Below are 13,256 nucleotides of genomic sequence, written 5' to 3' on the forward strand. Positions count from 1 at the left end.
CCCGCCGTGCAGCCCGACGCCGAATGACGCCGAATGACGCTGAATGACGCGAGGAGCCGCGCGCGGGTGGTTTCTTCTTCGCGTTAGCGTGATGGTTTCGAAATGCAAAAAGGGCACTCCGCGGAGTGCCCTTTTTGCTGGCTTGCTGGCTCGTGTGCGAACGTCGCGCTGCCGTTCAACCGCCCAGCAACGCGTCCGAGAACTCTTCCGCGCTGAACGGCTGCAAGTCTTCGACCTTTTCGCCGACGCCGATGAAGTACACCGGAATCGGACGCTGCCGCGCGATCGCCGCGAGAATGCCGCCCTTCGCGGTGCCGTCCAGCTTGGTGACGATCAGGCCGGTGAGACCGAGCGCGTCGTCGAAGGCCTTCACTTGCGCGAGCGCGTTCTGGCCGGTATTCGCGTCGATCACCAGCAGCACTTCGTGCGGCGCGCCGTCGTGCGCCTTGCCGATCACGCGCTTCACTTTGCGCAGCTCTTCCATCAGATGCAGCTGGGTTGGCAGACGGCCGGCCGTGTCCGCCATCATCACGTCGATCTTGCGCGCGCGCGCGGCACCGACCGCGTCGAAGATTACCGCCGCTGGGTCGCCGCTTTCCTGAGACACCACGGTCACGTTGTTGCGCTGACCCCAGATGGCCAACTGCTCGCGGGCGGCGGCGCGGAACGTGTCGCCCGCGGCCAGCAGCACCGATTGATTGAAACTCTGCAGATGCTTGGCAAGCTTGCCGATGCTGGTGGTTTTGCCCGCGCCGTTGACGCCGGCGATCATCATCACGAGCGGCTGCGCGCGGCCGAGCATCAGCGATTTTTCGAGCGGCTTGAGCAGCTCGACCAGCAGCGTGCGCAGCGCGGCTTTGACCTGTTGCGGATCGGTGAGGCGCTCGCTGCGCACTTTCTCGCGCAGCGATTCGAGCAGGAATTCGGTGGCCTCGACACCCGCGTCGGACATCAGCAGTGCGGTTTCGAGCTCTTCGTACAGATCTTCATCGATCTTCGTGCCGACGAAAATCCCGGTCAGGTTGGAACTGGTTTTCGACAGGCCGGTCTTCAGGCGCGTGAGCCACGAGCGCTTCGCGCCCGCGTCCTGCGCGGGCGGCGGGACGATTTCGACGGCTTCGAACGCGGCTTCTTCCGGCTCCGGCTCCGGCTCGGGCTCCGGCTCAATTGCGGCCGGGACGGCTGTCGGTGTGCCGACGCCGAGCGGCGCAGCGGGACGCGGAGCCGGCTGCGCGACGGGCGCCTCGGCAGCGATTTCGGGCATCGAGCCTTCGGGCGCCGTCTGCGACTCGTCTGCCGCGGTATCGGACTCTTTCGAACCCTTGAATCGTTTGAAAAAGCTGAACATGATCTGGCGTGGTGAGAGCGCGCGCCGATGCGCGCATCCGGTAAAGGACCGGCGGGAGCGGCAGGCAGCGTTGCAGGGGTAGACAGCGCGGGATGCAAGGCGCTGGAAGCCGCACATTTTATCAGGCGCGCCGCCGCCCGTCGTATCGGCCGTTCGGCCAGGCTGGACGCGGCGCGTCGCTGTGGTAACGTTGGCGCTCCAGCCCGCGCGTATCGACGTCCCGGGTGCATTAATCTCGTTATTGAAACTGCATGCCTCGTTCCGCACCCTCACGCGCCCATGGCGCTTCGTCCAAAGGCGGCAAGCCGCACGCCATCCGAATTATCGGCGGCGACTGGAAGCGCACGCCGTTGCCCGTGCTCGATCTCGACGGCTTGCGCCCCACGCCCGACCGCGTGCGCGAAACGCTGTTCAACTGGCTCGGCCAGAACCTCGATGGACAGCGCTGCCTCGACCTGTTTGCCGGCAGCGGCGCGCTCGGCTTCGAGGCCGCGTCGCGCGGCGCGGCGCGGGTGTTGATGGTGGAGCGCAACGCGCGCGCCGCCGCCCAGTTGCGCGCGAATCAGGAACGGCTGGCGGCGCGCACGATCGAGATTGCCGAAGCGGACGGATTGCGGCTTGCCGCGAGTCTCGCGCCCGGCTCGTTCGACGTCGTGTTCCTCGATCCGCCGTTCGATGGCGACCTGCTCGGCAAGGCGCTCGCGCTGGCCGTGCCGCTCGTCGGCGCGGAAGGTTTTCTGTACGTGGAAGCAGGCGACGCGCTCGAACTCGACGGTAACGAGACGCTCGCCGGCTGGGAAATCGTGCGACAGGGGAAAGCGGGCGCGGTCCACTTTCATTTGCTGCAGCGCGAAAATAAGGAATAATGCGCGTTCGAAAACAGGCGCCGGGCGGTTTGACGTCACGCGCGCGGTCGGTGCCAAATGCGTCGCGTGGACGCTTTGACGTGCCCCATTGTCTGAAGAGAGGAGAAGTCTCATGGTAGTCGCCGTGTACCCGGGCACGTTCGACCCGCTGACGCGCGGTCACGAAGACCTCGTTCGGCGCGCGTCGAGCATTTTCGACACGCTGGTGGTGGGCGTTGCCGACAGCCGCAACAAGAAGCCGTTCTTTACGCTGGAAGAGCGCCTCGATATCGCTCACGAGGTGCTCGGGCACTACCCGAACGTCCAGGTGATGAGCTTCAAGGGGTTGCTCAAGGACTTCGTGCGCAGCAATAACGCGCGGGTGATCGTGCGTGGCCTGCGCGCCGTATCAGACTTCGAATACGAGTTTCAGATGGCGGGCATGAACCGCTATCTGCTGCCCGACGTCGAGACCATGTTCATGACGCCGTCCGACCAGTACCAGTTCATCTCGGGCACGATCGTGCGCGAGATCGCGCAACTGGGCGGCGACGTCAGCAAGTTCGTGTTTCCGTCGGTCGAAAAATGGCTGCAGGAAAAGGTCGCCGCGCTCGACCCGAACGACGGCGCTTCGGCGTCGCAGCCGTAACCGGCGTAAACTGTCGGTTTGACGGATCAAAGTCGGCTTCAGCCGGCGTGAAGTGAGAGAAGTATGGCCTTGATGATTACCGACGAGTGCATCAATTGCGATGTGTGCGAGCCCGAGTGCCCGAACGACGCGATTTCGATGGGCCCGGAAATCTACGTGATCGACCCGAAGAAATGCACCGAGTGTGTCGGCCATTTCGACGAGCCGCAGTGCATTCAGGTGTGCCCGGTCGAGTGCATTCCGCGCGACCCCGACCACCTGGAAACGCCCGACGGCTTGATGGCGAAGTACCACGCGTTGCAGGCCGCGAAGGGCGCGTGACATTTTGAGGTGTGAATAAAAAGACGGCGAGGCTCTAACCTCGCCGTTTTTTTTGCCGCGGTGGTTTTCGTGCCACGCCGGGCTATCCGACGTAAGCGCTGAAGATGTCGCGCAGCGCGTCCAGCAGAATGTCGCATTCGGCGTCGGTGCCGACCGAGATCCGCAGATGCTGGTCGATGCGCGGCGCTTTGAAGTGCCGCACGAAAATCTCCTTTTCCCTGAGCCGCAGTACGAGGGTGGCCGCGTCATAACCTTCATGGCGCGCGAACAGCAGATTGGCCGCCGACGGCACGACCTCGAAGCCGAGCGCCGTCAATCCCGCCGCCAGTCGTTCACGACTGGCCACCACCTTCGCGCAGGTGTCGCGGAACCACGCGTCGTCTTCGTAGGCGGCGGTGGCGGCGGCTTGCGCGAGCCGGTCTAGCGGATAAGAGTTGAAACTGTCCTTCACGCGGTTCAGCGCGTCGATCAGCGCGGGATGGCCGAACGCGAAACCGACGCGCATGCCGGCCAGCGAGCGCGACTTCGACACCGTCTGCACGACCAGCAGATTCGGATAGCGGTCGATCAGCGCGATCGCCGATTCAGCACCGAAATCCACGTAGGCCTCGTCGATCACGACGATGGATTCAGTATTGCGCGCCACCAGACGCTCGATCTCCGCAAGCGGCAGAGGGCGGCCGGTCGGCGCGTTCGGATTCGGGAACAGCACGCCGCCGTTCGGCGCTGTGTAGTCGTCGACATGGATCGCGAAGCTGTCGTCGAGCGGAATGGTCCGATAGTCGACTTCGAAAAGCCGCGCGTAGGTCGGATAGAAGCTGTACGTGATGTCCGGGAATAACAGCGGCTTGTCGTGCTTCAGCAGGGCCTGGAACGCGAGCGCCAGCACCTCGTCCGAGCCGTTGCCCGCGAACACCTGCTCGGCGCGGATGCCGTGGTGCGCAGCCACCGTTTCGCGCAGCTTGAGCGCGGTCGGATCGGGATAGCGCCGCAGCGACTCGCCGGCGTCGCCCAGTTCGCGGCGGATCGCCTCGACCACGCGCGGCGACGGCGGATAAGGATTTTCGTTGGTGTTCAGCTTCACCGGATGTGCGAGCACGGGTTGCTCGCCCGGCACATACGGCGTCAGACGATGAACGATGTCACTCCAATAGCGGCTCAAGCGATCCTCCTGTCCATGGCGATGTCAATTGCGATTCGGCGAGCGATCCGGCTGCTCAGGGCACTGCTCAGGGATTGCGATGCAGCTGCATCATCGCGCGCTCCAACTCGCCCGCGATGATCTTCGGCATCACCGCGAGCGCCCTCTCAACCGATGCATCGATCACTTCCTGCTCTTCCCGCCGCGGCGGCTTCAGCACGTAGTTGGCGACATCCGGTTTGGCGCCGGCGCGCGCGCTTTCGGGAATCAGGTCGCGCGGATGGCCGATGCCGATCCGCAGCCGCCAGTATTGTTGCGACGACAGATGCGAGGTGATGTCCTTCAACCCGTTATGGCCGCCGCTGCCGCCGCCGAGCTTCAGCTTGACGCTGCCGGGTGGCATGTCGAGTTCGTCGTGCGCGACCAGAATCTCGTCGGGAAGAATCTTGAAGAACTGCGCAACCGCCACGACCGACTGGCCGGATCGGTTCATATACGTTTGGGGTTCCAGCAGGTGCACTTCTTCGCCGTGCAGTCGCGCTTTCGCATAGAAGCCGTGGAAGCGCCGCTCGTCGCGCAGCGTCGTGCCTGCTTCGCGCGCCAGTTGATCGACCAGCCAGAAGCCGGCGTTGTGGCGCGTCGCGGTGTATTCGGCGCCCGGATTGCCGAGCCCGACGATCAGCTTGATCATGATTGCGTAGGTCCATCTGGCCCGGGAGCCGAACTCAGCCGGGTAGAAAAAAACCGAAAAAAAACCCGCCGGGGCGAACCTCGGCGGGTCACATCGACCGTTTCATTGAAAACGGATCGAGAGGATTGCTTGGCTAGAACCCGAAAGGTCCTTAAGCAGCCGGCGTTTCGCCTTCAGCAGCAGCGGCAGCGTCGCCTTCAGCGATTGCGCCAGCCGGGATCGTTGCAGCTGCGACCACCGGGTTTTCTGCGTCGAGGTGAGCAACCAGCGCAACACCTGCCGGCAGTGCGATGTCTTTAGCGTGAACCGATTGACCTGCTTCGATCTTCGCCAGGTCGACTTCGATGAATTCCGGCAGTGCCGACGGCAGGCACTCGACTTCCAGTTCATTGAGAACGTGCGAGATCACCGCGCTCGACAGCTTCACTGCCGGGTTCGATTCCTGGTTCATGAAGTGCAGCGGCACCTTGGTGTGCAGCTTCTTCGATGCGTCGACACGTTGGAAGTCCACGTGCAGCACGAGCTGACGGAACGGGTGGTATTGCACGTCGCGCAGCAGAACCTGTTGCGACTTGCCTGCCACTTCCAGGTCGAGAATCGACGAATGGAAAACTTCTTTCTTCAGCGCGTGCCACAGCGCGTTGTGGTCCAGTTCGACCAATTGCGTTTCAGCACCAGCGCCATATACGATGCCCGGGGTCTTGCCCGAGTTACGCAGGCGGCGGCTCGCACCCGTACCTTGCAAAGAACGCTCGAAAGCGACTACTTTCATGTTGAATCTCCAATGCACTGCCCGCGACCAGGCAGTAAAAACGGGGCCTCCAAGCCAATATGGCTGAGGCCCCAGAGCTGCGGCACGAACCTTCGTTCGCTCATGCCGATTGTGCAAAAGCGCAGCGTGCCGCATAAAGCGATACGCTGCGCCTTCGCAAATACTTAACTTTCAGCAAACAGCGACATCACCGAATCGCCGCGGCGAATCCGCGAGAACGTTTCGGCGAGCAGGCCGGCGCTGGTCAACGAACGGATCTTTGCGCACGAGCGGGCTTCTTCGCCGAGCGGGATCGTGTCCGTGACAACGAGTTCGTCGAGCGCGGAAGCTGCGATACGCTCGCCTGCACCGCCCGACAGAACCGGGTGGGTAGCGTAAGCGAACACTTGCTTCGCGCCGCGTTCCTTCAAAACCTGTGCTGCCTTGCAGAGCGTGCCGGCGGTGTCGACCATGTCGTCCATGATCACGCAGGTGCGGCCTTCGACTTCGCCGATGATGTTCATCACTTCGGCGACGTTCGCCTTCGGGCGACGCTTGTCGATGATCGCGAGATCGCAATTGAGCTGCTTCGCCAATGCACGGGCACGCACCACGCCGCCGACGTCCGGCGAAACGACCAGCAGGTTCTCGTAGTTCTGCTTGCGCAGATCGCCGAGCAGCACGGGCGTAGCATAGATATTGTCGACCGGGATGTCGAAGAAGCCTTGAATCTGGTCAGCGTGCAGATCCATCGTGATGATCCGCTCGACGCCGGCGATTTCCAGCATGTTCGCCACGATCTTCGCCGAAATGGCGACGCGCGCGGAACGCGGGCGACGATCTTGACGGGCATAACCGAAGTAGGGGATGGCTGCGGTGATCCTGCCAGCGGATGCGCGCTTGAGCGCATCGACCATGATCATCAATTCCATCAGGTTGTCATTCGCCGGTGCGCACGTGGATTGCAGGACGAACACGTCCTTGCCACGCACGTTTTCCTGAATCTCGACCTGGATTTCACCGTCCGAGAAACGGCTAACCATTGCTTTGCCGAGGGGAATACCGAGGATTTTGACGACTTCCTGGGCAAGCGCGGGATTCGCGTTGCCAGTAAAAACCATCAGGCCGTCATGGCTGCTCATCATGCACCTGCTTCAGGCTGGGGGCGAGGGGAAATGCGAGAAATTTTTGGCAGGGGAGAAAGGATTCGAACCTTTGCATGCCGGAATCAAAATCCGGTGCCTTAACCAGCTTGGCGACTCCCCTACACTAACTCTGAGCTCCGCCGAACGTGGAGTTTCGTTCGACGATGCAAAACTTATGACGCGAAAGTAAAGAGTGGATGCTGATCCAGACCGGCGGCCACTGCGCTGTTCCATTCGGCTGGCAGCTTGGCTTGCACCGCCTCTGCTTCAGCTTTACTACGGAACGCTGCAAAGACACTTGCACCTGATCCAGACATCCGCGCCGGCGCGACGTTTTCAAACCATCGCAACACTTGCGCTACTTCCGCGTACTTTCCTACGACAACCTGCTGCATGTCATTGCGGCCAAAACTTTCTGGCCATTCAATGTTGCAGCTAAGTTCTGCAGGAAAGTCCGTAATTATGAGGGGCTTTGAATCTCTTGTCAACGTTTTTTCGGAAAAAATCGCTGCAGTCGGAACCTGCACCCTCGGTGTCACCACTAGGAAGTGGCGCGGCGGCAATTGTACAACGTCTAAAGCTTCTCCGACACCCTGTGCGAACGCATTTTTCCCAAAAACGAAAAACGGCACATCCGCGCCCAGCTTCAATGCCAACGCCTGTAACTCCAGCCGCGGCAAGTCGAGCTTCCATAGACGGTTCAGCGCGAGCAGCGTGGTCGCCGCGTCCGAACTCCCGCCGCCGAGGCCCGCGCCCATCGGCAGGCGCTTCTCTATTTCGATATCGACGCCTGCGGTCGCGCCCGTATGTGCCTTGAGTAGCGTCGCCGCGCGCACGGTGAGATCGTGTTCCGGCGGCACGTCGGCAATCTCGGTGCTACGCGTGATCAGGCCGTCATCGCGTCGCGTGAAGTGCAGCGTGTCGCCCCAGTCGAGCAACTGGAAAACCGTTTGCAGTGTGTGATAACCATCCGGCCGGCGACCGGTGATGTGCAGGAAGAGGTTGAGTTTCGCTGGCGCGAGGCAATCGCGCAGCGAATCGGTCGTTTCAATCATGAGTCGGGCTACATGCGCCAAAGCGGCGCTGAAGAAGCGGCAAGGTTGCGCAAACGGACGCGGGTCACTGATCCAGCACGAGTTTGATGTCGAGCGGCGGCTCCGAACGGCTCAGGTTCAGACGCTTCACGCCGGTGGCGGGCGCGTCGGCATACGCGAGATAGTCGATCGTCCAGCCGTCTTGCGTGATTTGCTTCAGACGCGACGGCTGTTCCGGATCCTTCTCGGTCTTCGCGCGCGAAGTCGGCGCCGGCGAAGGTTGCAGCCAATAGCGCAGACCTTCGACAGGCAGCGCAAAACCGAGCGCATTCTGCATCAGCGTGGAGACGTTGTCCGCGGTGAGCGGCTCACGGTTCGGCAATTCGAGCGTGGCCGTGGCCGGCGACGAAGTTACGATCGCCAGCGTTTGCCCGAGCGGGTTACGCAATTGCAGCGTCACGGTATCGCCCGTTTCCTGCCACGTGAAGTTGCCGTAAGCGTTGCGCTGCTGGCCGTTCTGATCGTTGTACTGGATCGCGAAGCGGCCCTGGTAAGCGCGGGAAGTCTGCGCGGTGACGGAAGTGGCGGCATTCGACGTCGACGGCCCCTGTGGTTTCACCGACGCACAGCCGGCCAACGCGACAACCGCTGCCGCAGCGAAGCCGAGCGCCGCGCCGCGCGGCGCCCGGGGAAAAGAAATCAAACGGGAAAGGCGCATCAAAGATCGTTCACCTGAAGACGTTGGAGCGTTTTGACAAGCGTGTCGTTGTCCGGTTCGAGCTTGCGCGCCTCGCGGAACGCGGCGCGGGCCTGATCCTGCTGACCGCTTTTCCACAGCACTTCGCCGAGGTGCGCGCCGATCTCGGCGTTCGGCTGAAGGTCGTAGGCTTTGCGCAGCAGCTTGATCGCGTCCGACGTATCGCCCATCCGGAATTTGACCCAGCCGACGCTGTCCATGATGAACGCGTCGTTCGGCGCAAGCGACGATGCCTTCTCGACCAGCTTGTCCGCTTCCGGAAGCCGCTGATTGCGATCGGCCAGCGAATAGCCGAGCGCGTTGTACGCCTGTGGATTGTCGGGCTGCGTCTGGATGAGCTTGCGTAACTGCGCTTCCATCACGTCGAAATGCCCGGTCTTTTCGGCGGCCATCGCGTAGTCGTAGGCGAGATCGGGGTCGTTGGGGAACGCGGCGGTAGCTTGTTGCAGACGGCTTTCCGCTTCCGGGTAGCGCTTCGCGTCGAACAGGATCGCCGCGTCGGTACGGGAGATCAACGCCAGGTCACGCGGATCGGACACCTGCAGGTTGGCGAGCAGCTTGCGCGCGTCGTCGGTCTTGCCCTGCTTGGCGAGCAACTGCGCGCGCGTGATCTGCGCGGCCAGGTATTGCTGGCTCGACGGCGAGATCTTGTTGAGCCAGTCGCTCGCCGCCGCTTCGTTCTTCTGTTCGAGCGACAGTTGCGCCAGGTAGATGTACGCCTGGCCCGCATCGGCGCCCGGCGTTTTTTCGGCCAGTTGCGCGTATTGGGTCAGATAGTTCTGCGCTTCGGGGAAATTCTTCTGCTGGATCTTGATCAGCCCGAGCGCCATCAGCGGCGTCAGGTCGTTCGCGTTGGCCTTGCGCATGATCTCGAACTGCTTCTGCGCGTCGTCCAGACGGTCGCTCGCGAGATACAGCTGCGCGAGCGCGAGACGCGCGTCATGCGACTTCGGATTCTGCTGCACATATTTTTCGAGCGACGCAATGCCTTCCTTGCGCTCTTCCGGGCCCATCTGCGACAGCAGCAGCGCCGCCGGCAGATAGTCGGGTTTCAGCGTGAGCGCCTGTTCGAGCGATTTGCGCGCGCCGGGCGCGTCGTCCGACAGAAGCTGTTGGCGCGCGATCGCCAATTGCGCTTCCGGCCGGTTCATGTCGTTCTTCAGGAGGTCCTGCAGCACGTGCAAGCCGCCGATCCGGTTCGGGCCGCGCGACAGCAGCAGTTGCAACGCGAGAATCGCGTTGCCGCGATTGTCCGCGGGCACCTTCGCGAGTTCGCGGGAGAGGATCGGCGCCGCGTCGTCCGGTCTGCCGGACAGCACGAGCAGCGACGCGTCGAGTTGCGCGGCGCGCTCCGAATTCGGCGCATACTGCTGCCACAATTGCGCGGCGGCCAACGCGTCCGACGGGCTTTGCGCGGCCAGCGCAATCTCGGTGGCGCGCTGCGCCATGCGCGGGTCATGCGTGTCGCGCGCGAGAGCGAGGTAGGTCTGATAGGCGGGCGCGGGCTGGTCGCGCTGCAGCGCGACTTCGGCGGCGAGCACCTGGAAGACGATCTGGCTCGACAGCGGCACGTCCGGTAGTGACTTCTGATCTTCCGCCGAAGGGGGCCCGAGCGGGTCCTGCAGCGTCACCGCGTTGTCGTCCGGATCGCCCACTGGGTCCTGCGCGTGCGCGGGTACGGCAGCCAGCGCCCAGGCGGCGAGCGCGGCGGCGCCGAGCATCCGGCGAGCGGACACGGCGTGCGGCACGCGGGAGGCGCGAGCCGGGCGCTTCGAAAACAGCTTCACGAAGGACAAGTTCATGGAAATCCGTTCAATGTTTCGGACGATTGTAACGCGCTCGCTACAATACGCGCACAACCACTCACGCAAGTTGCACACCAGTTAGAAATGCCAGAGTTGCCAGAAGTCGAGGTTACCCGACGGGGTATCGAACCGTATGTGTCCGGCCGCAAGGTTGAGCGCGTCGACGTACGTACGCCCGCGCTGCGCTGGCCGATTCCGGCTGACCTTGCGAAAACCTTGCGCGGCCACGTGGTGCGCAAAGTCGAGCGGCGCGGCAAGTATCTGCTGTTCGAGATCGACGCGGGCTGGTTTATCGTGCATCTTGGCATGACTGGTACGCTGCGGGTGCTGCGGCATGTGCCGCATCCGCCGGCAGCGGCGAAGCACGACCACATCGACTGGATCTTCGACGACTTCATCTTGCGTTATCGCGATCCACGCCGCTTCGGTGCGGTGTTGTGGCATCCGCGTGAAGCCGGCGACATCCTCGACCATCCGCTGCTCGCGGGACTCGGCGTCGAACCGTTCTCGCCGGCGTTCTCCGGTGCGCTGATGCACCGGCTCACACGCGGGCGCAAGGTGTCGGTGAAGCAAGCGCTGCTGGCCGGTGAAATCGTCGTGGGCGTGGGCAATATCTATGCGTCGGAGAGCCTGTTTCGCGCCGGCATCCGGCCGACCACCGCGGCGGGCCGCGTCTCGCTCGTGCGCTACGAACTGCTCGCGGACGCCGTGCGCGTGACGCTGGCCGCAGCGATCGAGAAGGGCGGCAGTACGCTGCGCGATTTCGTCGGCAGCGACGGCGAAAGCGGCTATTTCCAGCTCGACTATTTCGTCTATGATCGCGCGGGCCTGCCATGCCGCGTGTGTGGAACGCCGATCAAACAGATCGTGCAGGGGCAGCGTTCTACGTATTTCTGTCCCACCTGCCAGCGCTAAACCGTCAATGCCTTCACGTATAACTCCGCGCGTCGCCACGCGTTCAGCTTCGGCGGACGCGTCCGCCGCGCCCGCTTTTCCCACGATGCCCGATTTCTCCGCGCGGCTGATCGCGTGGCAGCAGCGGCATGGGCGTCATGACCTGCCGTGGCAGAACACGCGAGATCCGTATCGCATCTGGCTGTCGGAAATCATGCTGCAGCAAACCCAGGTGTCGACGGTGATCCCGTACTACGCCAGATTCCTCGCGCGCTTTCCCGATGTCGCCGCGCTCGCCGCCGCGCCGTCCGACGACGTGATGGCGCTGTGGGCCGGTCTCGGCTACTACACGCGTGCGCGCAATCTGCACCGTTGCGCGCAGGTTGTGGTCGAGCAGCACGGTGGCGCGTTTCCTGCATCGGTCGACGCACTTGCGGAGTTGCCGGGCATCGGCCGCTCTACCGCGGCGGCGATCGCGTCGTTCGCGTTCGGCGCGCGCGCGACGATCCTCGACGGCAACGTGAAGCGCGTGCTCGCACGCGTATTCGGCGTCGAAGGTTTTCCGGGCGAGAAGAAAGTCGAAAATGCGATGTGGACGTTGGCGGAGTCGTTGCTGCCCTCGAATGCATCGGACGACGAAGTGAGTTCGTACACGCAAGGCCTGATGGATCTCGGCGCGACCCTCTGTGTGCGCGGCAAGCCGGACTGCCTGCGTTGTCCGTTCGCCGTCGACTGCGTCGCCAACGTGACGGGACGTCAGCGCGAACTTCCGACGTCGCGTCCGAAGAAGCTCGTGCCGACGCGCCGCACGTGGATGCTGGTGCTCCGCGACGGCAATGCGGTGATGCTGGAAAAGCGTCCGCCGTCGGGCATCTGGGGCGGCTTGTGGAGTCTGCCCGAAGCCGCCGACGAAGCCGCGCTCGCCGAGCGCGCGCGCGCCTTCGGCGGCGACGGCGCGGTGTCGCCGCTCGCGCCGCTCACGCACGTGTTCACGCATTTCAAGCTGGACATCGAGCCGCGGATCGCGGAACTGGATCGCGGCGTGGGCGCACTGGCAGCGCTGGACGATGCGGACACCGCATGGGTCGCGCTCAGCGATCTCGATTCGTTCGGCGTGCCCGCGCCGGTGCGCAAACTGCTGGACAGTTTGCAGGGTTCGTTGATCTAACGATCCGCCTGATTCGCCGGGCGTTGCGGCGAAGCTTCAAAGCAGTTGATGCTGCTGCATGTAGTGATGAACCACGTCGATCCGCGCGCCGGCGTCCTGCAATTCCATCAGTTTCTGGCGCGCCCGCAACGCAATCGGCAGCACTTCGGCGAGGCGGTTCGACACCCACGACGGATCGTCGAGCCTGAAAGGCTCCGCGAACGGCAGACTGTCCGGATCGCGTTCGCGGATCGTCGCGATGATCCGTTCGAGCACCTCCGCACACGCGCCGAATTTGGCCAGCAACTCATTGCCTTCGAGCGGCATGTCGTCGCCGATCGGTTCCGCCATGCCAACCAGCAGCCCGCTGCTTTCCACACGATGCGACAGCAGGCGAAACCGCCGCGTGCCACGTGCGCGGATCAGCAGCATGCCGAACGCTTCGACGTCGCACTCTTCGATCTCGGCGAGACAGCCGATTGCTTCGGGCACCGAAGGTTCTTCCGCGCGCGCCACTTCCGCGCCGCTTTTCAGCATGCACACGCCGAACGGCGTTTTTTCACGCAGACAGTCGCGCGCCATGTCGAGATAGCGCGCTTCGAAGATCTTCAGCGGCAGGAGTCCGTCGGGAAACAGCACCGTGTGCAGCGGAAACAGCGGCACATCGGCAAGCACAGTAGAAGTAGAAGACATGGCGCAACGCTTCGGTTGAGGCCGCGCGATGCGGC

Annotated in this window: 14 protein-coding genes and 1 tRNA gene; 5 read left to right on the top strand and 10 right to left on the bottom strand. The window is 63.3% G+C overall.

The features are described 5' to 3' along the window. Positions 1-175: 175 nt before the first annotated feature. A complete protein-coding gene (gene ftsY / locus BGI01S_RS24810) occupies positions 176-1,348 on the bottom strand; it encodes a signal recognition particle-docking protein FtsY (protein ID WP_042328791.1) in 1,173 nt (390 codons plus the stop codon). Positions 1,349-1,599: 251 nt separating this feature from the next. Between ftsY and rsmD the strand changes: the two genes are divergently transcribed. From rsmD to BGI01S_RS24825, 3 genes are all read left to right on the top strand, one after another. Beyond that, positions 1,600-2,214, top strand: coding sequence for a 16S rRNA (guanine(966)-N(2))-methyltransferase RsmD (rsmD, locus tag BGI01S_RS24815; protein WP_042328793.1), 615 nt, complete (start codon positions 1,600-1,602; stop codon positions 2,212-2,214). 112 nt (positions 2,215-2,326) lie between these two features. Then, a complete protein-coding gene (coaD, locus tag BGI01S_RS24820) occupies positions 2,327-2,842 on the top strand; it encodes a pantetheine-phosphate adenylyltransferase (protein WP_042328795.1) in 516 nt (171 codons plus the stop codon). Between the two features lie 63 nt (positions 2,843-2,905). Beyond that, positions 2,906-3,163, top strand: a complete 258-nt coding sequence (locus tag BGI01S_RS24825) for a YfhL family 4Fe-4S dicluster ferredoxin (RefSeq protein ID WP_012431644.1) — start codon at positions 2,906-2,908, stop codon at positions 3,161-3,163. A gap of 82 nt (positions 3,164-3,245) precedes the next feature. Here the strand turns inward: BGI01S_RS24825 and hisC are convergent, their stop codons facing one another. The 8 genes from hisC to BGI01S_RS24865 all read right to left on the bottom strand — a co-directional run bounded on the left by hisC (position 3,246) and on the right by BGI01S_RS24865 (position 10,484). Next, on the bottom strand, positions 3,246-4,325 hold the full coding sequence (hisC, locus tag BGI01S_RS24830) for a histidinol-phosphate transaminase (protein WP_042328797.1): 1,080 nt from the start codon (positions 4,323-4,325) through the stop codon (positions 3,246-3,248). Positions 4,326-4,392: 67 nt separating this feature from the next. Beyond that, positions 4,393-4,995, bottom strand: a complete 603-nt coding sequence (gene pth, locus BGI01S_RS24835; RefSeq protein ID WP_042328798.1) for an aminoacyl-tRNA hydrolase — start codon at positions 4,993-4,995, stop codon at positions 4,393-4,395. Between the two features lie 151 nt (positions 4,996-5,146). After that, positions 5,147-5,767, bottom strand: coding sequence for a 50S ribosomal protein L25/general stress protein Ctc (locus BGI01S_RS24840; protein WP_042328801.1), 621 nt, complete (start codon positions 5,765-5,767; stop codon positions 5,147-5,149). 164 nt (positions 5,768-5,931) lie between these two features. Beyond that, complete coding sequence (locus BGI01S_RS24845; protein WP_006048037.1) at positions 5,932-6,888, bottom strand: ribose-phosphate pyrophosphokinase; 957 nt, start codon at positions 6,886-6,888, stop codon at positions 5,932-5,934. Between the two features lie 47 nt (positions 6,889-6,935). Next, a tRNA-Gln gene (locus BGI01S_RS24850) sits at positions 6,936-7,012 on the bottom strand. A gap of 52 nt (positions 7,013-7,064) precedes the next feature. After that, positions 7,065-7,946, bottom strand: coding sequence for a 4-(cytidine 5'-diphospho)-2-C-methyl-D-erythritol kinase (gene ispE / locus BGI01S_RS24855; RefSeq protein ID WP_042328802.1), 882 nt, complete (start codon positions 7,944-7,946; stop codon positions 7,065-7,067). Positions 7,947-8,010: 64 nt separating this feature from the next. Further along, complete coding sequence (gene lolB / locus BGI01S_RS24860; RefSeq protein WP_042328804.1) at positions 8,011-8,643, bottom strand: lipoprotein insertase outer membrane protein LolB; 633 nt, start codon at positions 8,641-8,643, stop codon at positions 8,011-8,013. After that, on the bottom strand, positions 8,643-10,484 hold the full coding sequence (locus BGI01S_RS24865; RefSeq protein ID WP_042328806.1) for a tetratricopeptide repeat protein: 1,842 nt from the start codon (positions 10,482-10,484) through the stop codon (positions 8,643-8,645). Before BGI01S_RS24865 ends, lolB begins: the two co-directional genes overlap by 1 nt. An 87-nt stretch (positions 10,485-10,571) precedes the next feature. On the opposite strand from BGI01S_RS24865, the gene mutM reads away from it, so the two are divergent. Together mutM and mutY are read left to right on the top strand one after the other, a co-directional pair. Beyond that, positions 10,572-11,402, top strand: coding sequence for a bifunctional DNA-formamidopyrimidine glycosylase/DNA-(apurinic or apyrimidinic site) lyase (gene mutM / locus BGI01S_RS24870; RefSeq protein ID WP_042328809.1), 831 nt, complete (start codon positions 10,572-10,574; stop codon positions 11,400-11,402). 7 nt (positions 11,403-11,409) lie between these two features. Continuing rightward, entirely contained in the window at positions 11,410-12,549 is a 1,140-nt protein-coding gene (gene mutY / locus BGI01S_RS24875; RefSeq protein ID WP_174447442.1) for an A/G-specific adenine glycosylase, read from the top strand. Between the two features lie 36 nt (positions 12,550-12,585). Here the strand turns inward: mutY and BGI01S_RS24880 are convergent, their stop codons facing one another. Further along, entirely contained in the window at positions 12,586-13,221 is a 636-nt protein-coding gene (locus BGI01S_RS24880; RefSeq protein ID WP_042328812.1) for an LON peptidase substrate-binding domain-containing protein, read from the bottom strand. Between the last annotated feature and the right edge of the window lie 35 nt (positions 13,222-13,256).

Origin of the sequence: Paraburkholderia ginsengisoli NBRC 100965, assembly GCF_000739735.1 — a bacterium.
Classification (GTDB): Bacteria; Pseudomonadota; Gammaproteobacteria; order Burkholderiales; family Burkholderiaceae; genus Paraburkholderia; species Paraburkholderia ginsengisoli.